Source organism: Enterobacter sp. TCD1-1 (genome assembly GCF_020567405.1).
In the GTDB taxonomy this organism is placed as follows: Bacteria; Pseudomonadota; Gammaproteobacteria; order Enterobacterales; family Enterobacteriaceae; genus Enterobacter; species Enterobacter quasiroggenkampii.
In genome coordinates, this window is the sequence record NZ_JAJCXF010000003.1 from 1 (window position 1) to 24,573 (window position 24,573).

General features: G+C 54.8%; 24 protein-coding genes. 8 read left to right on the plus strand and 16 right to left on the minus strand.

Going from position 1 to position 24,573, the window contains the following annotated elements; translation table 11 throughout:
- Nucleotides 1–145: 145 nt before the first annotated feature.
- Nucleotides 146–712: a D-glycero-beta-D-manno-heptose 1,7-bisphosphate 7-phosphatase gene (gmhB, locus tag LJA86_RS14965; protein WP_229226362.1), complete on the minus strand. Its 567-nt coding sequence runs from the start codon at nucleotides 710–712 to the stop codon at nucleotides 146–148.
- 188 nt (nucleotides 713–900) lie between these two features.
- Here gmhB and metN point away from each other — a divergent pair, with 188 nt between their 5' ends.
- The 6 genes from metN to proS all read left to right on the plus strand — a co-directional run bounded on the left by metN (nucleotide 901) and on the right by proS (nucleotide 6,480).
- Nucleotides 901–1,932: a methionine ABC transporter ATP-binding protein MetN gene (gene metN, locus LJA86_RS14970; RefSeq protein ID WP_023310475.1), complete on the plus strand. Its 1,032-nt coding sequence runs from the start codon at nucleotides 901–903 to the stop codon at nucleotides 1,930–1,932.
- Nucleotides 1,925–2,578 carry a methionine ABC transporter permease MetI gene (locus LJA86_RS14975; protein ID WP_014830730.1) on the plus strand — a complete coding sequence of 218 codons (654 nt, stop codon included), beginning with the start codon at nucleotides 1,925–1,927 and terminating at the stop codon, nucleotides 2,576–2,578. The genes metN and LJA86_RS14975 overlap by 8 nt, the downstream gene beginning before the upstream one ends.
- 40 nt (nucleotides 2,579–2,618) lie before the next feature.
- A complete protein-coding gene (gene metQ / locus LJA86_RS14980; RefSeq protein WP_014168729.1) occupies nucleotides 2,619–3,434 on the plus strand; it encodes a methionine ABC transporter substrate-binding lipoprotein MetQ in 816 nt (271 codons plus the stop codon).
- 106 nt (nucleotides 3,435–3,540) lie between these two features.
- Nucleotides 3,541–3,945: an Rcs stress response system protein RcsF gene (gene rcsF / locus LJA86_RS14985; RefSeq protein WP_008501883.1), complete on the plus strand. Its 405-nt coding sequence runs from the start codon at nucleotides 3,541–3,543 to the stop codon at nucleotides 3,943–3,945.
- Nucleotides 3,942–4,649 carry a tRNA (N6-threonylcarbamoyladenosine(37)-N6)-methyltransferase TrmO gene (gene tsaA / locus LJA86_RS14990; protein ID WP_229226363.1) on the plus strand — a complete coding sequence of 236 codons (708 nt, stop codon included), beginning with the start codon at nucleotides 3,942–3,944 and terminating at the stop codon, nucleotides 4,647–4,649. Before rcsF ends, tsaA begins: the two co-directional genes overlap by 4 nt.
- Nucleotides 4,650–4,761: 112 nt before the next feature.
- A complete protein-coding gene (gene proS / locus LJA86_RS14995; protein WP_048028425.1) occupies nucleotides 4,762–6,480 on the plus strand; it encodes a proline--tRNA ligase in 1,719 nt (572 codons plus the stop codon).
- A 47-nt stretch (nucleotides 6,481–6,527) separates the two neighbouring features.
- Here the strand turns inward: proS and nlpE are convergent, their stop codons facing one another.
- From nlpE to LJA86_RS15010, 3 genes are read right to left on the minus strand one after another with little or no spacing between them, the layout of a single operon-like run.
- Complete coding sequence (nlpE, locus tag LJA86_RS15000; protein ID WP_048028427.1) at nucleotides 6,528–7,226, minus strand: envelope stress response activation lipoprotein NlpE; 699 nt, start codon at nucleotides 7,224–7,226, stop codon at nucleotides 6,528–6,530.
- Nucleotides 7,227–7,260: 34 nt separating this feature from the next.
- Entirely contained in the window at nucleotides 7,261–7,683 is a 423-nt protein-coding gene (arfB, locus tag LJA86_RS15005; protein ID WP_028018285.1) for an alternative ribosome rescue aminoacyl-tRNA hydrolase ArfB, read from the minus strand.
- Nucleotides 7,680–8,225, minus strand: coding sequence for a YaeQ family protein (locus LJA86_RS15010; protein WP_023293228.1), 546 nt, complete (start codon nucleotides 8,223–8,225; stop codon nucleotides 7,680–7,682). Before LJA86_RS15010 ends, arfB begins: the two co-directional genes overlap by 4 nt.
- A gap of 196 nt (nucleotides 8,226–8,421) precedes the next feature.
- Here LJA86_RS15010 and LJA86_RS15015 point away from each other — a divergent pair, with 196 nt between their 5' ends.
- On the plus strand, nucleotides 8,422–8,622 hold the full coding sequence (locus LJA86_RS15015; RefSeq protein WP_008501889.1) for a YaeP family protein: 201 nt from the start codon (nucleotides 8,422–8,424) through the stop codon (nucleotides 8,620–8,622).
- On the plus strand, nucleotides 8,609–8,869 hold the full coding sequence (gene rof / locus LJA86_RS15020) for a Rho-binding antiterminator (RefSeq protein WP_008501890.1): 261 nt from the start codon (nucleotides 8,609–8,611) through the stop codon (nucleotides 8,867–8,869). Before LJA86_RS15015 ends, rof begins: the two co-directional genes overlap by 14 nt.
- 28 nt (nucleotides 8,870–8,897) lie before the next feature.
- On the opposite strand, the gene tilS is transcribed toward rof, so the two are convergent.
- The 12 genes from tilS to bamA all read right to left on the minus strand — a co-directional run bounded on the left by tilS (nucleotide 8,898) and on the right by bamA (nucleotide 24,572).
- A complete protein-coding gene (gene tilS / locus LJA86_RS15025; protein WP_048028432.1) occupies nucleotides 8,898–10,187 on the minus strand; it encodes a tRNA lysidine(34) synthetase TilS in 1,290 nt (429 codons plus the stop codon).
- A gap of 58 nt (nucleotides 10,188–10,245) precedes the next feature.
- The gene (locus LJA86_RS15030; RefSeq protein WP_008501893.1) at nucleotides 10,246–10,635 is read right to left on the minus strand and encodes a VOC family protein; all 390 of its coding nucleotides are present in this window, start codon (nucleotides 10,633–10,635) and stop codon (nucleotides 10,246–10,248) included.
- Between the two features lie 65 nt (nucleotides 10,636–10,700).
- On the minus strand, nucleotides 10,701–12,833 hold the full coding sequence (locus LJA86_RS15035) for a lysine decarboxylase LdcC (protein ID WP_048028433.1): 2,133 nt from the start codon (nucleotides 12,831–12,833) through the stop codon (nucleotides 10,701–10,703).
- Between the two features lie 100 nt (nucleotides 12,834–12,933).
- Complete coding sequence (accA, locus tag LJA86_RS15040) at nucleotides 12,934–13,893, minus strand: acetyl-CoA carboxylase carboxyl transferase subunit alpha (RefSeq protein WP_008501895.1); 960 nt, start codon at nucleotides 13,891–13,893, stop codon at nucleotides 12,934–12,936.
- A gap of 12 nt (nucleotides 13,894–13,905) precedes the next feature.
- Entirely contained in the window at nucleotides 13,906–17,388 is a 3,483-nt protein-coding gene (gene dnaE / locus LJA86_RS15045) for a DNA polymerase III subunit alpha (RefSeq protein WP_045355195.1), read from the minus strand.
- A gap of 38 nt (nucleotides 17,389–17,426) precedes the next feature.
- On the minus strand, nucleotides 17,427–18,023 hold the full coding sequence (rnhB, locus tag LJA86_RS15050) for a ribonuclease HII (RefSeq protein ID WP_045907841.1): 597 nt from the start codon (nucleotides 18,021–18,023) through the stop codon (nucleotides 17,427–17,429).
- Complete coding sequence (gene lpxB / locus LJA86_RS15055) at nucleotides 18,020–19,168, minus strand: lipid-A-disaccharide synthase (RefSeq protein ID WP_045907840.1); 1,149 nt, start codon at nucleotides 19,166–19,168, stop codon at nucleotides 18,020–18,022. The genes rnhB and lpxB overlap by 4 nt, the downstream gene beginning before the upstream one ends.
- Nucleotides 19,168–19,956: an acyl-ACP--UDP-N-acetylglucosamine O-acyltransferase gene (lpxA, locus tag LJA86_RS15060; protein WP_045907839.1), complete on the minus strand. Its 789-nt coding sequence runs from the start codon at nucleotides 19,954–19,956 to the stop codon at nucleotides 19,168–19,170. The genes lpxB and lpxA overlap by 1 nt, the downstream gene beginning before the upstream one ends.
- Before the next feature lie 3 nt (nucleotides 19,957–19,959).
- Complete coding sequence (fabZ, locus tag LJA86_RS15065; protein ID WP_010426706.1) at nucleotides 19,960–20,415, minus strand: 3-hydroxyacyl-ACP dehydratase FabZ; 456 nt, start codon at nucleotides 20,413–20,415, stop codon at nucleotides 19,960–19,962.
- Nucleotides 20,416–20,517: 102 nt separating this feature from the next.
- Nucleotides 20,518–21,543 (minus strand): UDP-3-O-(3-hydroxymyristoyl)glucosamine N-acyltransferase, encoded by a 1,026-nt coding sequence (gene lpxD, locus LJA86_RS15070; RefSeq protein WP_023345460.1) that lies wholly within the window; start codon nucleotides 21,541–21,543, stop codon nucleotides 20,518–20,520.
- Between the two features lie 3 nt (nucleotides 21,544–21,546).
- Nucleotides 21,547–22,041 (minus strand): molecular chaperone Skp, encoded by a 495-nt coding sequence (skp, locus tag LJA86_RS15075; RefSeq protein ID WP_045907838.1) that lies wholly within the window; start codon nucleotides 22,039–22,041, stop codon nucleotides 21,547–21,549.
- 122 nt (nucleotides 22,042–22,163) lie between these two features.
- A complete protein-coding gene (gene bamA, locus LJA86_RS15080; RefSeq protein WP_229226364.1) occupies nucleotides 22,164–24,572 on the minus strand; it encodes an outer membrane protein assembly factor BamA in 2,409 nt (802 codons plus the stop codon).
- Nucleotide 24,573: the final 1 nt, after the last annotated feature.

Below are 24,573 nucleotides of genomic sequence, written 5' to 3' on the forward strand. Positions count from 1 at the left end.
ATTTTTTCTCTTCAACCGAACCGCTTGTTGTGTGAAGTGATTCACATCCGCCGTGTCGATGGAGGCGCATTATAGGGGGCCGCCGAGGAATGACAAGCGGAAAAATGCATTTTTATTTCAACCGCTCATCTTTTCACCAGAAAGGCTATTTTTGGTGCTTTTTAATCTCTTTTGGCAGCTCGGCCAGACTATTAATTACCCAATCCGCCACATTCTCAGCTTCTGGCGTCACAGGCTTGCCGGTGCGCACTAATATTTTGGTCCCTACACCTGCTGCTGCAGCTGCCTGCATATCTTCCAGTTTATCGCCCACCATATAAGAAGCCGCCATATCAATGTGCAGGAACTCCTGCGCAGAGATGAACATTCCCGGATGCGGCTTACGGCAATCACAGGTCTGACGATATTCTTCTACGGTTCCCTGTGGGTGATGCGGACAATAGTAGATGCCATCGAGATCCACACCGCGATCGGCCAGTGACCAGTCCATCCATTCCGTCAGCGTCTCAAACTGCGCTTCGGTAAATTTACCGCGTGCAATACCGGACTGGTTCGTCACCACCACCAGCGCATAGCCCATCTCTTTCAGCTGGCGCATGGCATCTATTACGCCCTCGATAAACTCGAACTCATCAATCTCATGGACATAACCGTGATCCACATTAATAGTGCCGTCACGATCGAGGAAAATTGCGGGTACTGATTTTGCCACCGGTTTGCTCCTGAAAAAGGCATGTTCGACTAGTATCTCATGAATCGCAGCGCAATAAAGTGCTCATCGTACAGAGTTGGATTGATTTAGACGTCTGGATGCCTTAACATCCGTTTTGTTTACGGTCATCACCCGTATCTGGCAGAAGAAAATGCCACGGCTAACTTACATACGATAAAAATAATCTAATGATTAAACTTTCCAATATCACCAAAGTGTTCCAGCAGGGGAACCGAACCATTCAGGCGCTGAACAACGTCAGCCTGCATGTTCCTGCTGGTCAAATTTATGGCGTCATTGGCGCATCGGGTGCAGGTAAAAGCACGCTGATCCGTTGTGTTAACCTGCTTGAGCGCCCAACCCAGGGCAGCGTAGAAGTTGGCGGCCAGGAACTTACCGCCCTTTCAGAGAAAGAACTCACCAAAGCGCGTCGTCAGATTGGCATGATTTTCCAGCACTTTAACCTGCTGGCCTCCCGCACCGTGTTCGGCAACGTTGCCTTACCGCTTGAGCTGGATAACACGCCGAAAGAAGAAGTGAAGCGTCGCGTCACCGAACTGCTCGACCTCGTGGGTCTGGGCGATAAACATGATAGCTACCCGGCAAATCTGTCCGGTGGGCAAAAACAACGTGTGGCCATTGCCCGCGCGCTGGCAAGTAATCCTAAGGTACTGCTGTGCGATGAAGCCACCAGCGCACTGGATCCGGCAACCACGCGTTCGATTCTGGAACTGCTGAAGGACATTAATCGTCGCCTGGGCCTGACGATCCTCCTTATTACGCACGAGATGGATGTAGTGAAACGCATCTGTGACTGCGTGGCGGTCATCAGTAACGGTGAACTGATCGAGCAGGACACGGTAAGCGAAGTGTTCTCGCATCCGAAAACCCCGCTGGCGCAGCAGTTCATCCAGTCCACGCTGCATCTGGATATTCCGGAAGACTATCTGGAACGTTTGAAAACCGAACCCGCTGCTGACAGCGTCCCGATGCTGCGCATGGAGTTCACCGGTCAGTCCGTTGATGCTCCCCTGCTTTCCGAAACCGCACGTCGCTTTAACGTGAACAACAACATCATCAGCGCGCAGATGGATTACGCCGGTGGCGTCAAGTTCGGCATCATGCTGACAGAAATGCACGGCACACAAGAAGAAACCCAGGCAGCCATTGCCTGGCTGCAAGAACATCACGTAAAAGTAGAGGTACTGGGTTATGTCTGAGCCGATGATGTGGCTGCTGGTTCGCGGCGTTTGGGAAACGCTGGCAATGACCTTTGTCTCTGGCTTCTTTGGTTTTGTGATTGGCCTGCCGGTCGGCGTGTTGCTGTACGTGACGCGTCCGGGTCAAATCATTGAGAACGCGAAGCTGTACCGTACGCTCTCTGCGCTGGTGAACATCTTCCGTTCTATCCCGTTCATTATTTTACTGGTGTGGATGATTCCGTTTACCCGCGTGATCGTCGGAACGTCTATCGGTCTCCAGGCGGCGATCGTTCCGCTGACCGTTGGCGCTGCGCCGTTTATCGCTCGTATGGTGGAAAACGCCCTGCTGGAAATCCCAACCGGTTTGATCGAAGCTTCCCGTGCGATGGGCGCCACGCCGATGCAGATCGTCCGCAAGGTTCTGCTGCCGGAGGCACTGCCAGGGCTGGTGAATGCGGCAACCATTACGCTTATCACCCTGGTCGGTTATTCGGCGATGGGTGGTGCCGTAGGCGCGGGCGGTTTAGGTCAGATTGGTTACCAGTACGGCTATATTGGATATAACGCGACTGTGATGAATACCGTTCTGATATTGCTGGTTGTTCTGGTTTACTTAATCCAGTTCTCTGGCGATCGCATCGTCCGGGCTGTTACGCATAAATAACGTTACACACAACACAAACTCTACGAGTTAAGGATAAAACATGGCGTTTAAATTAAAGACCTTCGCAGCAGTAGGTGCGCTGATCGGCTCTCTGGCACTGGTGGGTTGCGGTCAGGACGAAAAGGATCCAAACCACATTAAAGTGGGCGTTATCGTAGGTGCAGAACAGCAGGTTGCGGAAGTTGCTCAGAAAGTGGCAAAAGAGAAGTATGGCCTGGACGTGGAGCTGGTGACCTTCAACGATTACGTTCTGCCGAACGAAGCGCTGAGCAAAGGCGATATTGACGCGAACGCCTTCCAGCATAAGCCATACCTGGACCAGCAGATCAAAGATCGTGGTTATAAACTGGTGGGTGTCGGTAACACCTTCGTTTATCCGATTGCCGGTTACTCTAAGAAAATTAAATCACTGGACGAACTGCAGCCGGGCTCTCAGGTTGCCGTGCCTAACGACCCAACTAACCTTGGTCGTTCCCTGCTGCTGCTGCAGAAAGTGGGCCTGATCAAACTGAAAGACGGTGTTGGCCTGCTGCCAACCGTTCTGGACGTCACCGAGAACCCGAAAAATCTGAAAATCGTTGAACTGGAAGCACCGCAGCTGCCACGTTCTCTGGACGATGCGCAGATTGCTCTGGCCGTTATCAACACCACGTACGCCAGCCAGATTGGCCTGACGCCAGCCAAAGACGGTATCTTCGTTGAAGATAAAGACTCCCCGTACGTTAACCTGATCGTGACTCGCGAAGACAACAAGGACGCGGAAAACGTGAAGAAATTCGTTCAGGCCTATCAGTCAGACGAAGTTTACCAGGAAGCCAACAAAGTGTTTAACGGCGGCGCTGTTAAAGGCTGGTAATCTCACCTCAGTGTAATATCATCAGGACGGGCTTATGCCCGTCTTGTCATTTGTGCAGTCAACTGATTCAATATCTGACGTTTTGATTATCCATTGAGGAAATATTATGCGTGCTTTACCGATCTGTCTTTTAGCACTCATGCTGAGCGGCTGTTCTATGCTAAGCAGATCTCCCGTTGAACCTGTTCAAAGCACGGCAACCCCGCCAAAGACCGAGCCTGCGAAACCGAAAGTGGTTCGCCCTGCGCCGGTTCGCATTATCACGAAAGCGGACGAACTCGTCGGTAAACCGTTCCGTGAACTGGGCGAAGTGAGCGGCGAATCCTGTCAGGCGACTAATCAGGACTCACCACCGAATATTCCGACTGCGCGTAAACGCATGCAGATTAATGCCGCAAAAATGAAAGCTAACGCGGTCCTGCTGCACAGCTGTGAAGTCACCAGCGGCACGCCGGGCTGCTACCGTCAGGCGGTGTGCATCGGTTCTGCGCTGAATATCACGGCGAAATGAGTGCATTTCAGTTCGAGCAGATAGGCGTTATCCACTCTCCTTATAAAGAGAAGTTCGCCGTCCCCCGCCAGCCCGGTCTTGTCACCAGCGGACGCGGTGAGCTTCACCTGATTGCGCCTTACAATCAGGCCGATGCGGTACGCGGGCTCGAGGCGTTCAGCCATCTGTGGGTGGTGTTCGTGTTTCACCAGACGATGGAAGGCGGCTGGCGTCCTACCGTGCGTCCTCCTCGTCTTGGCGGCAATGCGAGAATGGGGGTGTTTGCGACGCGCTCGACCTTTCGTCCAAACCCGGTTGGCATGTCGCTGGTTGAACTGAAAGGCATATGCTGCCAGAAAGATCAGGTGATACTCGAGTTAGGTAGCCTGGACCTGGTCGACGGCACGCCGGTGATCGACATCAAACCCTATTTGCCCTTCGCCGAAGCCCTTCCGGACGCGCGTGCAAGCTATGCCCAGGACGCACCACCGGCGGATATGCCGGTGTATTTTACCCCTGAGCTCGCCTCGCTGCTCGGTCAACTGGAGAAACGCTATCCTCGCTTACGGGATTTCATCACCGAAGTGCTGGCACAGGACCCACGTCCGGCCTACCGTAAAGAAGAGGAAGCGGGAAAAACGTACGCCGTCTGGCTGCTGGATTTTAACGTTCGCTGGCGCGTCACCGGGGCAGGTTTTGAAGTGTTTGCCCTGGAACCCAGGTAATTTTGTTCTCCTCTCTTTTGGCATCTTTGCCACACTGGTAAACTAAACCACTTTTTTTGTGTCAGGCTGGTGTTTCAGCCTGTTCCAATCGTCGAAATGGAACCGTAACAACATGCGTACTAGCCAATATCTGCTCTCCACTCTGAAGGAGACGCCTGCCGACGCCGAAGTGATCAGCCATCAGCTGATGCTGCGCGCCGGGATGATCCGCAAGCTGGCCTCCGGGTTATACACCTGGCTGCCGACCGGCGTGCGCGTCCTGAAAAAAGTCGAAAACATCGTGCGTGAAGAGATGAACAACGCCGGTGCTATCGAGGTGTCCATGCCTGTGGTTCAGCCCGCTGACCTGTGGCAGGAGAGTGGCCGTTGGGAACAATATGGCCCTGAACTGCTGCGCTTCGTCGATCGCGGCGAGCGTCCGTTTGTTCTCGGCCCAACGCATGAAGAAGTCATTACCGACCTGATTCGTAATGAGCTGAGCTCTTACAAACAGCTGCCGCTGAACTTCTTCCAGATCCAGACCAAGTTCCGTGACGAAGTTCGCCCACGTTTCGGCGTTATGCGCTCTCGCGAATTCCTGATGAAAGATGCCTACTCTTTCCATACCTCTCAGGAATCCCTGCAAGAGACGTACGACGCAATGTACGCGGCATACAGCAAAATCTTCTCCCGCATGGGTCTGGATTTCCGCGCTGTGCAGGCTGATACCGGCTCCATCGGCGGTAGCGCATCCCATGAATTCCAGGTTCTGGCGCAGAGCGGTGAAGACGATGTGATCTTCTCTGACTCCTCTGATTACGCGGCGAACATCGAATTTGCAGAAGCGCTGGCACCAAAAGAACCGCGTGCTGCGGCAACGCAAGAGATGACGCTGGTTGATACGCCAAACGCGAAAACCATTGCCGAGCTGGTTGAGCAGTTCAACCTGCCGATCGAAAAAACCGTTAAGACCCTGCTGGTGAAATCCACCGAAGGGAGCGCTTACCCGCTGGTTGCCCTGCTGGTGCGTGGCGATCACGAGCTGAACGAAGTGAAAGCCGAGAAGCTGCCGCAGGTCGCCAGCCCGCTGACGTTCGCCACGGAAGCGGAAATCCGCGCCGTGGTCAATGCTGGGCCAGGTTCACTGGGTCCGGTGAATATGCCGGTGCCTGTTGTTATTGACCGCACGGTAGCCGCGATGAGCGACTTCTCCGCTGGTGCGAACATCGACGGTAAACACTACTTCGGCATCAATTGGGATCGCGACGTGGCGACGCCGGAAGTGGCTGACATCCGTAACGTGGTCGCAGGCGACCCAAGCCCGGACGGTCAGGGTACCCTGATGATCAAGCGCGGTATCGAAGTGGGTCACATCTTCCAGCTGGGCGATAAATACTCGCGCGCGCTGAACGCCGCCGTTCAGGGTGAAGATGGCCGTAACCAGATCCTGACCATGGGTTGCTACGGTATCGGGGTGACGCGCGTGGTAGCTGCGGCGATTGAGCAGAACTATGACGAGCGCGGCATCGTCTGGCCGGACAACATCGCACCGTTCCAGGTCGCTATTCTGCCAATGAACATGCACAAGTCTTACCGCGTGCAGGAGCTGGCCGAGAAGCTGTATGCCGAGCTGCGTGCGCAGGGTATCGAAGTGCTGATGGATGACCGTAAAGAGCGTCCGGGCGTGATGTTTGCCGATATGGAACTGATCGGTATCCCACACACCGTCGTGATCGGCGACCGTAACCTCGACAGCGACGAGATTGAATACAAATACCGTCGCAGCGGCGAAAAACAGATGATCAAGACCGGCGACATTCTTGATTACCTGGTGAAAGCCATCAAAGGCTAAACAAAAAACCCCGCTCAGGCGGGGTTTTTTAATGGCGCTACGTCAGCTTATTTGCTGTTACAGTCTTTGCCCGCAATAAATTTCGCGTCTTTGTCCGCCACCAGCGTTTTCACCATCTCGCCGCTATCCGGATTTGGCTCGAGCGTAAAGTGTCCGTCCACCGTCAGCAATATCGGCTTGCTGTCATTGCCGCGCGCCACAGCGTAATCACGCTCAAGCTGGGCATTGTTTGCCACGCTGACCTTCTTGCCGGTTGCGCAGTCGGTAAAGATCGCCGCATCCGCCATATAGAAATACATCCCGCGCATTGCCATCGGCGTCGCGGGCAGAGCCGCTTTCACCGGCGCCAGCGTGTAGTTGAACTGGGATTCAATAGGATTACCTTCGCGGTCGAGCATCTCCATGCTGTCACCTTTAGGGCGGAACCAGGTTTTCTCGCCGGAGGTATCGGTGAGGACAAGCTTCTCCGCCGTACGCGCCCATGTTCCATAAGTCGCAAAAGAAGAAGGCTCTTTCCCGCCCTGATAGCGCTGGTTCATCACCCAGGTGCCGTCTTTTTGCAGGAACAGGGACGTTTCAATGCCTTCACAGTCCGCGCAAGGCAATACGCCGCGCCAGCTCTGCTGCATTGGTTTTAATTCTTCCGTTTGCGTGGGTTGCAAAACCTGCGTTTCTGAACGGTTGTTACACCCGAAAAGCGCAAACAGCGTACTCACTGCCAGCGCTGACCATAATGCTTTTTTCACAATGAATTCCTTATGAAATTTGTGTTCCCTTTCGTCACTCTGTCGGGCGACGAACTTTACCGCGTAATGCTTTCACTGTGGATTTTTGGGCCTTCGAGGACAGCCGACGCTCTTTCGATGCGCGGGTTGGCCGCGTTGCCCGGCGGCTTTTTTGTACTGCCGTTAATTCTTTGATGACCGCCACCAGCCTGGCGATGGCCGCTTCCCGGTTGAGCTCCTGGCTGCGGTATTCCTGAGCTTTGATCACCATCACGCCATCGCTGGTGATGAGGTGATGGCTGGCAGCAAGCAGACTTTCTTTATAATACTCTGGCAGGCTTGAGGCCCGAATGTCAAAACGCAAATGGATAGCCGTTGAGGCCTTGTTGACGTGCTGCCCACCGGCCCCCTGAGCACGGATGGCGGTGATCTCCAGCTCGTTGTCCGGAATGCTGACGTTTCGGGACAAGACGATCATGAGGCTGGTTGCCACGCCGTTAAATGAATTTCCAGATTATTCTGAGAATCAGAAAGCCAGATGGCACCGTCCTGAATCGTCGCCTGCAACACCATGGTCCGGCTGGCAAAGTCACTCAGCTGCGCCAGCTGCTCATCATCCAGATACCAGACCGTGAGATTTTTATACTGTCCGCACTTGCTCTTGTTTTGCTGCCACCAAATCTCTGCAGCACGCTGATTATACGCGAATAAGGCCACTTCAGCGGACTGGGTGCAGGCCTTCTTAATTCTGCGCTCGTCCGGCAGTCCGAGTTCGATCCACAAATCGATACCCAGATGATCGTTGCGCAGCCAGGCTTCAGGCTCGTCTTCTGCGCTTAACCCACGGGTAAACTGCAGACGCTCGTCAGCGTATTTAATCCACGCCAGCAGGCGCAGCATCATGCGCTCCTGGGTTTCGGAGGGGTGGCGTGCCAGCGTCAGCGAGGCGTCCAGGAACTGGTTGCGATCAAGATCGGCCACATTGACCACTGCTTTATAGATTGTCGCTTTCAGCGCCATGAGAGAACTCCATTCGAATCAGGCGCACATTGTAGCGAAAACCGCGGCAAAAGGCTGTTACGGGGTAATAAATACACCGCTATCAAGGCGCTGATATTGCTTAAATGAGTATGGTATAGTCACCTTGCTAAACCGAGTTTATCTTCGTAGGCTTAATGATATCTCACAGTAAGTCAGTGCGCTGGCGGGAGGGGATGTGAATAATTATTGTGAGTTAATTCGCAAACGGTATGCGGAAATCGCCAGCGGAGATCTGGGGTATGTCCCGGACGCGTTGGGCTGTGTATTGAAAGTGCTTAATGAAGTGGCCTCTGATGAGAGCCTTTCAGAGTCGGTCAGGGAAAAAGCAGCGTATGCTGCGGCGAATTTACTGGTGAGCGATTATGTCGATGAATGATACTTATCAACCCATCAATTGTGATGACTATGACAACCTCGAACTCGCCTGCCAGCATCATTTATTACTGACGCTGGAGCTAAAAGATGGCGAAGTGTTGAAGGCGAAGGCCAGCGATCTGGTTTCACGTAAGAATGTGGAATACCTGATAGTGGAAGATGCCGGTGCGACGCGTGAGCTGCGTCTGGATAAAATAGCCAGCTTCAGCCACCCGCAAATCGGCACCGTCGTGGTGAGCGAATCCTGATGACACTAACGGGCAGCCAGGCTGCCCGTTACGCTTTCTGCCACTCAAACCTGACACCCTCTTCCGCCCACCCCGCTTCCGTGATGAAAATGCCCGCAGCAGCAATTAATGTTTCACCATAGAACAGCAGCGGCGTGGTGTCGCGCAGCCACGGCGGCACGTTGCACTCCTGCCAGATTTTCTTCAGCTTCCGACCTCCGTTACGCCCGACAATATGCAGCATGCCGCCGGCCTTAAAGCGTACCGTTACCGGTTCACCGGGCTTCGGCGGCCGCACATGACCAGACGGTATGAGGGAGATACGTCCAGCCTCAGCGGGCAATATCAGCGGAAGCTCAGGAGAAAGCCAGTCGAGCACCACATCCGTCAGGCAGGGCGTTGATTTTACCCACCAGAGTTCCCCTTTATAGCGTCTTACGTCAAAACCGTTCAGATGGACGCGCGGGGAAGCATCGTCCCGCGCCAGGGCAACCTCGTCCCAGATACGGCTCAGCATCGCCCTCGACGGCATCGCAGCGTGATGAGAGGCCAGCCAGCGTCGTAGCAGCGCGGCGCGACGTATCGGGCTCATCGCTGTCAGCGGTGCAATCGCCAGCGCACCGTCTTTAGAAATCAGTTCAGCCAGCTCGTCACTCAACAGCTCGTCCAGCAGCGTTTCCTGTTCGGCGCACAGCATAGCGCTTCTTGCCGTCGCGTCGGCAAAATGCGGCCAGCGCTCGCTCAATAGCGGGAGGACGCGCAGACGCAGAAAGTTACGATCATAGCCGTCATCCTGGTTACTCTCATCTTCAATCCAGCTCAGCTGATGTTCTCGCGCCCAGGCTTCAAGCGAGGCGCGCGTCTCGCCAAGCAGCGGACGCAGTAACGTTGTGCCGGCAAATACCGAACGCGCCGGCATGGCAGAAAGCCCCGCTGGTCCGCTTCCCCGCTTAAGCGCCAGCAGAAAGGTTTCACACTGATCGTCCAGATGCTGGGCCGTGACCAGCGCTTCTCCAGCATGTAATGCCCCGGCAAACGCGGCATAGCGGGCTTTACGCGCCTGCGCCTCGATGCCCAGCCCTTCCTCTACCAGCGTGACGCGCTCGACGAGGAGCGGGATCGCCCATGCCGCACACAAGGCTTCGCAGTGCGCCACCCACTCCTCTGCGTGAGGACTTAATCCGTGATGAATATGTATCGCCCGCAGCTGGACGTCAGGCTCCCGATCGCGCCAGCACTTAAGACGATGAAGCAGAACGGTGGAATCCAGGCCACCGCTAAACCCCACCAGCAGCTGGCGGTACGGTGAAACGGCGTGTGCGATAGCGGGTAAGGTCATAGGGAATTACACATAAAAAATGCCCGAACTGAGCGGGCATTATCACACAGGACGAAGATTACTGCTGATAAAGCTCCAGCGGCAGGCCGTCCGGGTCGTTGAAAAAGGTAAAGCGCTTGTCGGTGAACGGATCGACGCGGATCGCTTCACACGTCACGCCGTGCGCTTCCAGATGTTTTACTGCGCTATCCAGATCATCGACGCTGAAGGCGAGATGGCGCAGGCCGCAGGCTTCCGGACGGGACGGACGCGCAGGCGGAAAAGGAAAAGAGAACAGTTCAATCACATACTGCCCGTTTAACGCCAGATCGCCCTTCCAGGAGTCGCGCTCCTCGCGGTAGGCCTCGCTCAACAGCGTAAAGCCGAGAATGTCGCAGTAGAAGGCCTTACTCTTCGCGTAATCGGTCGCAATGATCGCAATATGATGAACAGCTTTTAAACCCAGCATAGCTTCTCCTTTTTATGATGCCTGAACGTTACAACCGAAAACCCGCACCATGCAAGCGGTCGCCCTTATTTTAGGACTCGCACCCAGTAAACGCCGTTTTCGTCGCGCTTCGCACCGTGGATATCCGTCTCAAAACCGGGGTAGTGACGCCCTACCGAACAGAGCATTAGCAGGAAATCGAGCACCGCCCGGCTCTCCTCGGTAATCATCTCTCCTGGCATCAGGAGCGGTACGCCCGGCGGGTAAGGCAGGATCATATTGGCCGATACGCGTCCAACCAGATTTTCCAGCTCGACGGTTTCGACCTCCCCCCTAACCTGGCGCTGCCACGCCTTGTGCGGGGTAAACTTCATCTCCGGCAACACATCAAACGCCTGAAGCATCAGACGCGGCAGATCGTGCTGACGGATCAGCCTGTGGATCCCCTGGGCCAGATCCTGAATGCGCATATTACGGTAGAAGTCGGGATCTTCCGCATAGAGATCCGGCAGCATGTTCTTCACCCGCAGGTTGAGATCGTAGGCGCGCTTGAACTCCATCAGACCGCGTAGCAGCCCCATCGCCCGGGTTTTATCGATCCCAATACTGAACAGGAACAGCAGGTTATAGGGTCCGGTCTTCTCCACCACCACGCCACGTTCATCAAGGAATTTCGCGACCAGCGCGGCCGGAATACCTTCCTCGCTCATCTTGCCCTGCTCATCCATGCCTGGCGTCAGGATCGTCACTTTTACCGGGTCGAGGAACATATGGTCGCTATCGGCATCCCGGAAACCATGCCAGTCTTCGCCGGGCGAGACGGGCCAGCACTCCGCCTCATCAATCTCTTCCGGCTGCCAGATATCAAAGAACCAGCCGTCGGCTTCCTCTTTCAGCCGCTGAACCTCTTTGCGGAAATGCAGCGCGCGCTCTACCGAACGGTTGATGAGACGTTTGCCCGGATTGCCGCGCAGCATCGCCGCGGCCGTTTCGATAGACGCCACCAGCGGATAGCTCGGTGAGGTGGTGGTATGCATCATAAAGGCTTCGTTAAAGGTCTCTTCGTCGTACTCGCCTTTGATATGAATCAGCGAAGCCTGGGAAAACGCCGCCAGCATTTTGTGCGTCGACTGCGTTTCGAAGAACACTTTACCCGGCACGCGCTCACCGCTCATGCCGCTCTTACCCGCGTAAATCGGGTGGAAATTGGTGTACGGTACCCATGCGGAATCGAAGTGGATCGATGGCACGTCCAGCGTCTTTTTGATCCAGTTCGTGTTGTACAGCAGACCGTCATAGGTCGAGTTGGTGATCACCGCATGGACAGGCCAGCTTGCACCGGGCACTGCCGCGACCTTGCTTTCAATGGCTTCATGCATGAACTCCCGGCGCGGAATACCACCAAGAATACCGAGCGCGTTACGCGTGGGTGACAGCCAGAGCGGTACGACGTCGCTCATCATCAGCAGGTGCGCCAGCGATTTATGGCAGTTACGGTCAATCAGCAAGGTGCTGCCCGCAGGCGCGGCGTACATCCCGACGATTTTGTTCGAGGTCGAGGTGCCGTTGGTCACCATATAGCTCTGCTCGGCCCCAAAGGTGCGGGCGATATACTCTTCAGCTTCCAGATGCGGGCCGGTATGATCCAGCAGCGAGCCTAATTCGGTGACTGAAATGGACACGTCCGCTTTCAGCGTGTTGCCACCAAAGAAATCATAGAACAGGCAGCCGACCGGGCTTTTTTGGTAGGCCGTCCCAGCCATATGGCCCGGCGTACAGAAGGTATATTTCCCCTCTTTGACGTAGGTGAAGAGCGCTCGGGTAAACGGTGGCGTAATGTTATCGAGATATTCATTCGTGTACTGCTGAATGCGGGTCGCAATGTCTTCCGCCACGCCGAGGGAATATTCAAAGAACCACAGCGCCATACGCATATCATTGGCGCTGACGTCCATGGTTGAGTGGGTATTGATAAAGGCGTACAGCGGGAGATATTCGTTCAGCTTGTTGATATCGCTGCACAGTTCGAGGTCATATTCATCCCAGTCGAAGATCACGCCGCAGATACGCGGGTTATGCTCGATGAACTTCAGCAGATCGGCGCTGTTGTGCGGCCAGATTAGCTGATACCCGCGCGACTGCAGGGCTTGCTCCAGCTCCTTAATCGGCTCATCTTTATAAAAGACGCCGTGTGGCCCCATAACGGCAATGATATTCATGGGCTTCCTCCTTAAAAAACATTAGCTAAGCATAGTCCGGCTAAACCGCAGGTATAAAAAAAGCCGCAACATTGTGCGGCTTTTCAGATAATTGTGAAGCTTACGCGTAGCCGTAAGTCATCAGACGCTGGTAACGGCGGTTGAGCAGATCTTCTTTGCTCAGCACGTCCAGGTCTGCCAGATCGGCCAGCAGCTGCGCTTTCAGGGACGCGGCCATCACTTCCGGCTTACGATGTGCACCACCCAGCGGTTCCGGGATGATGGAATCGATCAGCTTAAGCTCTTTCAGACGTGGCGCAATGATGCCCATCGCTTCGGCAGCCAGAGGCGCTTTGTCGGCACTTTTCCACAGAATGGACGCACAGCCTTCCGGGGAGATAACGGAATAGGTGCTGTACTGCAGCATATTCACTTTATCGCCCACGCCAATCGCCAGCGCGCCACCGGAACCCCCTTCACCGATAACGGTACAGATGACCGGCACCTTCAGACGAGACATCTCGCGCAAGTTGCGCGCGATGGCTTCAGACTGGCCGCGCTCTTCCGCGCCCACGCCAGGGTAGGCACCCGGGGTATCGATGAAGGTGATGATAGGCATATTAAAACGCTCAGCCATCTCCATCAGACGCAGGGCTTTACGGTAGCCTTCTGGGGCTGGCATACCGAAGTTACGACGGATTTTCTCTTTGGTTTCACGACCTTTCTGATGACCAATGATCATCACCGGGCGTCCGTCCAGACGCGCGATACCACCAACGATAGCTTTGTCGTCAGCGTATGCGCGATCGCCTGCCAGTTCGTCAAATTCGTCAAACGCCAGGCGGACATAATCCAGGGTGTACGGACGCTGTGGATGGCGAGCCAGCTGGGCCACCTGCCATGCGCCGAGATCGGCAAAGATTTTGCGCGTCAGCTCTACGCTTTTCTCGCGCAGACGATGCACTTCTTCGTCGATGTTAATATCCAGTTTTTCATCCTGACGGCTTACCGCTGTCAGAGAATCGATTTTCGCTTCCAGCTCAGCAATCGGCTGTTCGAAATCAAGGAAATTCAGACTCATAGTATTCCTGTATTAGTCAAACTCCAGTTCCACCTGCTCCGAACCAATGAGGCCACGGAGATCGTTCAGTAAACGATCGCTCGGAGAGACACGCCACGTTGCACCAAAGCGCAACCGCGCACGTGCATCCGCCCTCTGATAGTAGAGATGTACTGGAATTGTCCCCGAGCGGTGGGGTTCCAGAGACTGACGGAGTCGGTTTAAAAGCTGGTCATCAATTTGCCTGTCCGTCAGCGAGATAGCAAGCCCGCGAGCATATTTTTCCCGGGCTTCGTCAATGTCCATCACTTCGCGGGCGGTCATTTTAAGCCCCCCACTGAAGTCATCAAAGCTGACCTGTCCGCTGACGATAAGTATGCGGTCTTTTTCCAGCAATTGCTGGTATTTATCCAGCGCGTCGGTGAACAGCATCACCTCCAGACGCCCGGAACGGTCATCCAACGTACAGATGCCGATACGATTGCCGCGCTTGGTGACCATAACCCTTGCAGCAATCACGAGCCCCGCAGCCGTGGTGATTTTACCACGTTCTGTCGGATGCATGTCTTTTAGCCTGTGGCCGCCGACATAGCGCTCAATTTCTTTAATGTACTGGTTGATCGGGTGACCCGTCAGGTACAAGCCTAACGTTTCACGCTCGCCGTCCAGCACCACCTGTTCTGGCCACGGCTGGCAGTTGGAATACGACTGTTCAATCTGCTCCGGCTCTTCAGCCAGCACCCCGAACATATCCGCCTGGCCAATGGCTTCCGCTTTCGCGTGCTGATCCGCCGCTTTCAGGGCGTCGCCCAGCGAGTTCATCAGCGCGGCGCGGTGCGGCCCCAGCCTGTCGAACGCGCCGGACATGATCAGTTTTTCCAGCACGCGACGGTTCAGTTTTTTGGTATCGGTACGGGCGCAAAGATCGAACAGCTCGCGGAAATAGCCGCCGTTGTTGCGCGCTTCGATGATCGCCTCGATCGGCCCCTCACCTACGCCCTTGATCGCGCCAATCCCGTAAACGATCTCCCCGTCGTCGTTGACGTGGAAATGATAAAGACCCGAGTTGATATCCGGCGGCAGGATCTTCAGCCCCATGCGCCAGCACTCATCCACCAGCCCTACCACCTTCTCGGTGTTGTCCATATCCGCGGTCATTACCGCAGCCATAAACTCAGCAGGATAGTGGGCCTTCAGCCACAGCGTTTGATACGACACCAAAGCATAGGCGGCGGAGTGGGATTTGTTAAATCCGTACCCGGCGAATTTCTCCACCAGGTCGAAGATTTTCATCGCCAGTTCGCCGTCAACGCCGTTTTTCTTCGCACCATCTTCAAAGATGGAGCGCTGCTTGGCCATCTCTTCCGGCTTTTTCTTACCCATCGCACGACGCAGCATGTCCGCGCCGCCGAGGGTATAGCCGGAAAGCACCTGGGCGATCTGCATGACCTGTTCCTGATACAGGATGATGCCGTAGGTGGGCTCCAGCACCGGCTTCAGGCTTTCGTGCTGCCACTGAACGTCCGGGTAGGAAATCTCTTCGCGCCCGTGCTTACGGTCGATAAAGTTATCTACCATCCCTGACTGCAGCGGGCCCGGACGGAACAGGGCAACCAGTGCGATCATATCTTCGAAGCAGTCGGGCTGCAGACGCTTAATCAGATCTTTCATGCCGCGGGATTCAAGCTGGAAGACGGCGGTGGTCTCCGAGCGCTGCAGCATGTCGAAACTTTTCTTGTCATCCAGCGGGATGGCCGCGATATCCAACGGCGGCTCACCGTTCTTCTCGCGGCGGGCGTTGATCATCTCCAGCGCCCAGTTAATGATGGTCAACGTACGCAGGCCAAGGAAGTCGAACTTCACCAGCCCGGCGTATTCTACGTCGTTCTTGTCAAACTGGGTAACCGGGTGTTGGCCCGCTTCATCGCAGTAAAGCGGTGCAAAATCCGTAATTTTAGTCGGGGCGATAACCACGCCCCCTGCATGCTTACCGGCGTTACGCGTGACGCCTTCCAGCTTGCGCGCCATGTCGATCAGCGCTTTGACTTCTTCGTCCGCTTCGTAGATTTCCGGCAGCTGCGGTTCAGCCTCAAAGGCTTTTGCCAGCGTCATGCCCGGATCGGGCGGCACCAGTTTAGAGATGCGATCGACAAACCCGTACGGGTGGCCCAGCACGCGGCCCACGTCACGGATAACCGCTTTCGCCGCCATCGTACCGAAGGTAATGATCTGCGATACCGCATCACGGCCGTACATATCGGCCACGTGCTCAATCACCTGGTCGCGTTTCTCCATGCAGAAGTCGACGTCGAAGTCGGGCATCGAGACACGTTCCGGGTTGAGGAAACGTTCGAACAGCAGGTCGAATTCCAGCGGATCGAGGTCGGTGATTTTCAGCGCATACGCCACCAGCGAACCTGCACCGGAGCCACGCCCCGGTCCGACCGGCACGCCGTTATCCTTCGACCACTGGATAAACTCCATAACGATCAGGAAGTAGCCCGGGAAGCCCATCTGGTTGATCACCTGGAGTTCAATGTCCAGGCGTTCGTCATATTCAGGGCGACGCTTTTTACGCTCTTCTTCATCCGGGAACAGGAATTCCAGACGCTCTTCCAGACCTTCTTTTGATTTCGCGACCAGGAAATCTTCCGTGGTCATGTCTCCCGTCGGGAACTGCGGCAGGAAGTATTCGCCGAGGCGGACGGTGACGTTGCAGCGCTTGGCAATCTCTACGCTGTTTTCCAGCGCTTCGGGGATATCGGAGAAGAGCTCACACATCTCCTCCTCGCTGCGCATGTACTGTTGTGCAGAGTAATTACGCGGTCGCTTCGGATCGTCGAGGGTGAAACCATCGTGGATCGCCACGCGAATCTCATGCGCGTCGAAATCACCCGCCTCAAGGAACCGCACGTCGTTGGTGGCCACCACGGGCAACCCGCGCTCTTCTGCGAGCGCCACCGCGGCATGAAGATAGCTCTCTTCATCCTGACGGCCGGTACGGATCAACTCCAGGTAATAGCGATTCGGGAAATATTCTTCATAGAACGAGACGCATTGATCCACCAGCGCGCTATTGCCGCGCAGCAGACATTTGCCGACGTCACCCATACGGCCACCCGAGATCAGCAGTAGCCCTTCGTTCAGCTCGGCCAGCCAGTCACGGTCGATCCACGGCCCCAGCGCGCCATAGCCGCGCTGATAGGCTTTTGAGATAAGCAGGGTGAGGTTTTGATAACCCGTGTTGTTCATCGCCAGCACGGAGATTTGCGTCATTTCATCGCCGATGAGATCGCTCTGCACATGAAAATCTGCACCGACGATGGGCTTCATCCCCGCGCCGTGCGCCGTTCCGTAGAACTTCACCAGGCCACACAGGTTGGTAAAATCGGTGATCGCCAGCGCGGGCATGCCAAGAGAGGCCGCCTTTTTTACCAGCGGCCCGGTCTTCGCCAGCCCATCGATCATGGAGTAGTCGCTATGCACCCGCAGGTGTACGAAACGTGGTTCAGCCATCTTCAGATTCCGCGTTACTTAATTGCTTGCGTAATGATTCAGGACACCCGTCCCAGGGCGCGTTTCACCGGGCCAAAACTGCGCCGATGGTGTTCGGTTGCGCCATGTTCAGCCAGCCTCTCCAGGTGGAAAGGTGTGGGATATCCCTTATGCTGGGCGAAACCATACTGAGGGTAAGTGAGGTCCAGCGCGGCCATTTCGGCGTCGCGTGTCACTTTGGCAATAATAGAAGCTGCGCTAATTTCTGCGACCCGGCTATCGCCTTTGACCACTGCCATTGAAGGCATGGGCAATGCCGGACAGCGGTTGCCGTCAATCAGGACATATTCAGGGGCGATTTTCAGCCCCGCTACCGCACGCTGCATCGCCAGCATCGTGGCGTGCAAAATATTCAGCTCGTCTATCTCATGCGGTTCAGCGCGCCCGAGGCTCCAGGCCAGCGCTTTCTCCTGAATCTCACTAAACAGCGCCAGCCGGCGCTTTTCAGACAATTTTTTAGAGTCGTTCAGCCCGACGATCGGCCGAGCCGGATCGAGGATCACCGCAGCGGTCACCACGGCCCCGACTAACGGACCACGACCCACTTCATCCACGCCCGCCACAAGGTGGGTGTGAGGATAAACAAATTCCATCATTTTGCTAACTCCAGCACCGCATCGGCCGCTTGCTCATCAGCATGACAGCGGATCAGTTGATGCAGTTCGCGGAAGGTATCGTGCATCTGGTGGCTGGTTTTACCGTTGGCCAGCAGCGGCAGCAGCGCCTCCGCAAGCGCCTGCGGCTGGCACTCATCCTGCAGCAGCTCTTTCACCAACTCGCGCCCGGCAAGCAGGTTTGGCAGGGAGACATAATCCGTTTTCACCAGACGTTTTGCCAGCCAGAAGGTAAACGGCTTCATGCGATAACCGACCACCATTGGGCATTTCGCCAGCATACACTCCAGCGCCGCTGTGCCGGAGGCCAGCAGTGCGGCATCGCTCGCATACATCGCTTCCCGCCCCTGCCCGTCCAGAAGACGGACGTGAAGATCCGGGGCGACGTCTGCTTTGATGCGCTCAAACTGCTCGCGGCGTTTGGCATTCACCAGCGGCACGACCACTTCGAGATCGGGGTACGTCTGGCGAAGAATTTGCGCTGTCTTGAGGAAGTCAGCGCTCAGCATCTCCACTTCTGCGCCACGGCTGCCGGGCAGCAAGGCCAGACAGTGCACATCATGGGGAATGCCCAGCACGTCGCGCGCCGCGTTTTTATCCGGATCCAGTGGCATTGCATCCGCCATGGTATGACCGATAAAACGGCACGGAACATTAAATCTGTCGTAAAACGCTTTTTCGAAAGGCAGGAAAGCCAGCACCAGGTGGGTGGACCGTCCGATTTTGAAAACGCGTTTCTGTCGCCACGCCCAGACGGACGGACTGACGTAGTGAATGGTTTTAATGCCCTGCTTTTTCAGGTTCCCTTCGAGGGTAATATTGAAATCAGGTGCATCGATACCGACAAACACATCGGGTTTGAGTTCGGTAAAGCGGCGGGTGAGATCGGCACGAATGTGCAGCAAACGGCGCAGCCGTCCCAGCACCTCAACGATACCCATCACGGCCAGCTCTTCCATTTCGTACCAGGCTTCACAGCCTTCAGCCTGCATCAGCGGGCCAGCAACGCCGACAAAGCGAGCATTGGGTACACGCGCCTTAAGCGCACGGATGAGACCTGCACCAAGAATATCGCCGGAGGTTTCTCCGGCGACCAGGGCTATCGTAAGCGGACGACTGTCGACCATTAACGAATCAGACCCCTTGTTGAACGGTCAAAGAACTCCATGAACGCGTCCACTTCCGGGTGCTTTTTCGCCAGTTCGGCAATTTCCGGCTTCGCCTCTTCCAGCGTTTTACCGCTGCGGTACAGCAGTTTGTACGCGTTGCGGATGGCAGTAATCGCTTCGCGACTAAAGCCGCGACGCTTGAGGCCTTCGATGTTCACGCCAAACGGCGTGGCATGGTTGCCCTGCGCAATCACATACGGTGGGACGTCCTGCGCCACACCGGAGCATCCACCGACCATCACGTGCGCACCAATGATGCAGAACTGATGGACTGCGGTCATGCCACCAATGATGGCGAAGTCATCAACCGATACGTGTCCTGCCAGCGTGGCGTTGTTGGCAAGAATACAGCGGTCACCCACGGTACAGTCGTGCGCGATATGCGCATTCACCATAAACAGGTTATCGCTGCCCACCTTCGTCAACCCACCACCCTGTACTGTTCCACGATGAATGGTGACGCTTTCGCGAATACGGTTACGATCGCCAATTTCCAGACGGGTCGACTCACCAGCATATTTCAGATCCTGGTTAACTTCGCCGATGGAGGCGAACTGATAGATCTCATTATTGCAGCCAATGGTCGTGTGACCATTCACGACAACGTGAGATTTCAGTACTGTACCCTCACCAATTTCGACATGGGGTCCAACAATACAAAACGGGCCAATGTGGACGTTAGCACCAATGATGGCACCGGTTTCCACAATCGCGGTAGGATGAATAAAGGCGGATTTATCAATCACGTATCAGGACTCCCGGCTACGAGCACACATCATCGTCGCTTCGCAAACAACTTTGCCGTCAACCAGCGCTACGCCTTTGAAGCGAGTCAGGCCACGACGCGTTTTTTCAAAAGTGACTTCCATGATCATCTGATCACCAGGCACGACTGGGCGCTTAAAGCGCGCTTCATCAATACCCGCGAAGTAATACAGCTCACCTGGCTCCAGTTTGCCGACGCTTTTGAACGCCAGAATACCGGTAGCCTGAGCCATCGCTTCCAGAATCAACACACCCGGGAAGATAGGCTTACCAGGGAAGTGCCCCTGGAAGAACGGCTCGTTCACGGAAACATTTTTCACTGCGCGCAGAAAACGACCTTCTTCAAAATCCAGCACACGGTCTACCAGCAGAAACGGGTAGCGGTGCGGCAGAAGTTCTAAAATCTCTTCAATATGCAGAGTATGAGTGTCAGTAGTCAAAATACTCTTCCTGTCAAAATGTACTGATAACAATAATAACACGGCCTGCCGGTTTATTAGAAAGCCGACAGGCCGGGAAAAATAGCGTTCAACGGATGACGCTTAGTCTTGTTGATCGATCTTACGCTCAAGAGACTTGAGGCGCTTGCTCATATCATCAATGTTCATCACCAGAGCTGCTGTTTTACGCCATACCTTGTTGGGCTGAAGCGGAATGCCGGACGAATAGACGCCAGGTTCAGTGATAGGACGCATTACCATGCCCATTCCCGTCACGGTCACCTTGTCGCAAATTTCCATATGGCCATTAATCACGCTCGCACCGCCAATCATGCAATAACGGCCAATTTTCAGGCTGCCCGCCATGATGACGCCACCTGCAACCGCGGTATTGTCGCCAATCACAACGTTATGCGCAATCTGGCACTGGTTATCGATGATAACACCATTGCCAATGATCGTGTCGTCAAGCGCGCCACGGTCAATGGTGGTACAGGCGCCGATCTCCACGCGATCGCCAATAATGACGCGACCAAGCTGCGGGATCTTCACCCAGTTACCGCGATCGTTGGCGTAACCAAAGCCATCAGAACCAATCACGGTGCTGGACTGAACGAGGCAGTTTTCGCCAATTTCCACGTCATGATAAACGGACACATTGGCCCACAAACGGGTCCCCGCGCCGATTTTCGTATTTTTCCCAACGAAGCAGCCTGGGCCAATGACGACGTTATCGCCCAGCACAACGCCGGATTCGATAACCGCATTCGCCCCAACGGCGACGTTGTTACCCAGCCTGGCCGTCTCATCAATCGCTGCGCTGGCAGCAATGTTCTGGGCCGGTTGCGGCGTGGTATCAAGAATTTGAGCCATGCGTGCATACGTCAGGTAGGGGTTTTTCACTACCAGCGCGCTTACAGTGGCAAATGGAAGATCGTCCTGCGTCAGAACAACAGCTGACGCCTGGCATTGAGCCAGTTGCTCACGGTATTTAGGGCTTACCATGAAGGTAATCGTGCCAGCTTTAGCAGATTGCATGGACGCAACAGCGGTGATGACGATATCGCCATCACCGTGTAATTCTGCATCCAACTGCTGAGCTAAATCAGCCAGTCGAATTGAAGGCATTACTTATTTAACCTGTTTCAGAACATCAGCAGTGATGTCTTTAACATCTTTGCTGTTGAAAGCAACGGCGTTCGCATCAACAACCAGATCGATGCTCTGATCGGCAGCCACTGCTTTAACAGCGGTCTGAATGCGAGTCACCAGCTTGCCGCGTTCTTCGTTAGAACGACGCTGACGATCCTGCTCGAAAGCCTGCGCTTTCTGGGAGAACGTCTGGCGCTGAGCCATTACGTCTTTTTCCAGCTTGCTGCGGTCGCTTGCTTTCATGGTAGAACCATCACGCTGCAGACGCTGCATTTTGGACTGAAGATCGTTTTCCATACCCTGCAGTTCGCTTGCACGGCCTTTGAATTCGTTTTCCAGAGTCGCAGAAACACCTGTTTTCTGTGCAACCTGCTGGAACAAATTACCCATGTTGACGATTGCAATTTTGTCTGCTGCCTGAGCAGAAGTTGCCATCGCTAAACCGAGACCTGCAGCTAATAACCACTTTTTCACAATTAACTCCTTACCATCCCATTGGCACCAGAAGGTACCGTTCTTTGCGTGGCAAGGCGATCGTTTAACCGATCGCCAGTTGTCAGCGCTACACTGCCAACGCATTCCTTTGCAGCGGATTATTACCAGGTTTTACCAATGTTAAACTGGAATTGCTCCGCTTTGTCTCCATCATATTTCTTAAACGGCTGGGCGTAAGAGAAGACCAACGGCCCCAGCGGTGACATCCATTGTAATGCGATACCGGCAGACATGCGAATATTGCTCGGATCGCTGTAGTCAGGAACATCGCTAGGCATACCTTTCGTGCTCCAGTTTGTATCCCACACGGTACCTGCATCCCAGAAGAAGGACGTACGCACCGAGTTCGCATATTTATCACTGATAAACGGCGTTGGTGTGATGAACTCCAGGCTGGCAACAGCCATAGCGTTACCGCCGACTGCATCGTCAGAACTACAAAGCTGTCCTGGACCCTTATCGCAGTTATCCTTGTCGTTCCCGCCGTAGTAAACCGCTTTCGGACCAATGTTGTTGGACTGGAAGCCACGAACGGTGCTCGAACCACCGGCATAGAAGTTTTCATAGAACGGCAGTTCTTTGCCGCCTAAACCATCACCATAGCCCCAGCGGGTACGACCCAGAACCACCCACTTATGATCGTCATCGATCGGGAAGTAGGACGCGGTATCCAGCGTCACCTTATAGAACTCGTTATCGGAGCCCGGCACGGTGACTTTACCGTTCAGGTTGACGCGAGAACCTTCCGTTGGGAAGTAGCCACGGTCGAGACGGTTATAGGTCCAGCCGTAGTTGAAGGTGAAGTCATCCGCCGCAAAACCGTTATTATCGCTGGTGGTGCTCGCTGACTGGCCAATAGAATCCAGATAACGCCACATCGCCACCTGCGGTTGCATATTGGACAGGTCGTTATGCACGTAACCTAAGCCCGCACGCAGGGTGTTGTATTCGTTGATCGGGAAGCCAAGCGTACCGTCCACACCGTAACTCTTGTTGGTGTACGAGGACAGATCCGCATCGTCTGCTTTAAAGTCGTTATAGAAGATACGACCGCCCAGGCTCACACCGTCAACGGTGAAGTATGGGTTCGTTACAGAGAATTCAGAGTAGGTCTGGTAGTCGTTTTTGGTACCGTTAATACCAACAGAGTAACCCGTACCCAGCCAGTTATCCTGCTGCACGCCGACCTGGAAGCTTACGCCGCTTTCGGTACCGTAGCCCACACCGAAGTTGAAGCTACCGGTGTTACGCTCTTTCACTTTATAAACGACATCAACCTGATCCGGGCTGCCCGGTACGCGCTGGGTGTCGGTGTCCACCGTTTCAAAATAGCCCAGACGGTTCAGACGCTCTTTACCCTGATCAACGAGATCGCTACCTAACCATGCGCCTTCCATCTGACGCATTTCGCGACGCAGAACGGAGTCTTTGGAGGTGTCGTTACCGACGAAGCGGATCTTACGCACGTAGAAACGGTTACCCGCGTCAACATTCACGTGCAGCTTAACGGTTTTATCCGCGTCATTGATTTCCGGCTGAGTCTGTACGCGCGGATAGGCATAACCATAACGGCCGAGCAGCTTCTTAATGCTGTCTTCCATTTTGGTGACCTTGGAACCGCTATAGAGATCGCCTGGCTGAATTTTGGTCAGCGATTCGATTTCAGCAGAATGCCCCGCCAGGTTACCACTTACCTCAACACCCGAAAGCTTGTACTGATCGCCTTCAGTGATGTTGATCGTAATGTAGATGCCTTTCTTGTCCGGCGTCAGACTCACCTGAGTCGAGTCGATATTGAAACGCGCGTAACCACGATCCAGATAGTAGCTGCGCAGGGTTTCAAGGTCGCCCGCCAGTTTCTGTTTCTGGTATTTACGATCGCCCACCACGTTCCACCATGGCACTTCATCGCGCAGCTGGAAGGTGGAGATCAGTTCGTCGGTGCTGAACGCGTGGTTGCCGACAATGTTGATCTGCTGGATCTTCGCAGAAACACCTTCCTGGAAGACCAGCTTCAGGTCAACACGGTTACGTGGCAGCGGAGTAACAACCGCTTTCACGCTGGCGCTGTATTTACCGACGCTGTAGTAGAAGTCTTCCAGACCTTTTTCAATGTCTGAAAGGGTTGTGCGGTCCAGAGACTCCCCCACACGAACACCGGATGCTTCAAGGTTTTGCTTGAGCATGTCATCTTTCACCGACTTGTTGCCGGAGAAAGTGATACTGGCGATCGTTGGACGTTCTTTTACCTGTACCAGCAGCGTATCACCATCGCGCAGGACGCGGACATCCTCGAAGTTGCCGGTGGCAAACAGAGCACGGATGGTGTTACTGATATCATCATCATTAACCGTATCGCCGGGGCGCACAGGCATACTGAGGAGGGCCGCACCAACGGCGACACGCTGAAGGCCTTCGAAATGAATGTCTTTCACTACGAACCCGTCAGCACCGTATACGGTGGCGCTGCTAAACAGCAGCGACGCTATGAGCAACTTTTTCATCGCCATC

Excerpts from the sequence above, each read along its gene's own strand:
- metN (WP_023310475.1), top strand. The coding sequence starts at position 901 with ATGATTAAACTTTCCAATATCACCAAAGTGTTCCAGCAGGGGAACCGA.
- LJA86_RS14975 (WP_014830730.1), top strand. The coding sequence starts at position 1,925 with ATGTCTGAGCCGATGATGTGGCTGCTGGTTCGCGGCGTTTGGGAAACG.
- metQ (WP_014168729.1), top strand. The coding sequence starts at position 2,619 with ATGGCGTTTAAATTAAAGACCTTCGCAGCAGTAGGTGCGCTGATCGGC.
- rcsF (WP_008501883.1), top strand. The coding sequence starts at position 3,541 with ATGCGTGCTTTACCGATCTGTCTTTTAGCACTCATGCTGAGCGGCTGT.
- tsaA (WP_229226363.1), top strand. The coding sequence starts at position 3,942 with ATGAGTGCATTTCAGTTCGAGCAGATAGGCGTTATCCACTCTCCTTAT.
- proS (WP_048028425.1), top strand. The coding sequence starts at position 4,762 with ATGCGTACTAGCCAATATCTGCTCTCCACTCTGAAGGAGACGCCTGCC.
- arfB (WP_028018285.1), bottom strand. The coding sequence starts at position 7,683 with ATGATCGTCTTGTCCCGAAACGTCAGCATTCCGGACAACGAGCTGGAG.
- LJA86_RS15010 (WP_023293228.1), bottom strand. The coding sequence starts at position 8,225 with ATGGCGCTGAAAGCGACAATCTATAAAGCAGTGGTCAATGTGGCCGAT.
- rof (WP_008501890.1), top strand. The coding sequence starts at position 8,609 with ATGTCGATGAATGATACTTATCAACCCATCAATTGTGATGACTATGAC.
- tilS (WP_048028432.1), bottom strand. The coding sequence starts at position 10,187 with ATGACCTTACCCGCTATCGCACACGCCGTTTCACCGTACCGCCAGCTG.
- LJA86_RS15030 (WP_008501893.1), bottom strand. The coding sequence starts at position 10,635 with ATGCTGGGTTTAAAAGCTGTTCATCATATTGCGATCATTGCGACCGAT.
- LJA86_RS15035 (WP_048028433.1), bottom strand. The coding sequence starts at position 12,833 with ATGAATATCATTGCCGTTATGGGGCCACACGGCGTCTTTTATAAAGAT.
- accA (WP_008501895.1), bottom strand. The coding sequence starts at position 13,893 with ATGAGTCTGAATTTCCTTGATTTCGAACAGCCGATTGCTGAGCTGGAA.
- dnaE (WP_045355195.1), bottom strand. The coding sequence starts at position 17,388 with ATGGCTGAACCACGTTTCGTACACCTGCGGGTGCATAGCGACTACTCC.
- rnhB (WP_045907841.1), bottom strand. The coding sequence starts at position 18,023 with ATGATGGAATTTGTTTATCCTCACACCCACCTTGTGGCGGGCGTGGAT.
- lpxB (WP_045907840.1), bottom strand. The coding sequence starts at position 19,168 with ATGGTCGACAGTCGTCCGCTTACGATAGCCCTGGTCGCCGGAGAAACC.
- lpxD (WP_023345460.1), bottom strand. The coding sequence starts at position 21,543 with ATGCCTTCAATTCGACTGGCTGATTTAGCTCAGCAGTTGGATGCAGAA.
- bamA (WP_229226364.1), bottom strand. The coding sequence starts at position 24,572 with ATGGCGATGAAAAAGTTGCTCATAGCGTCGCTGCTGTTTAGCAGCGCC.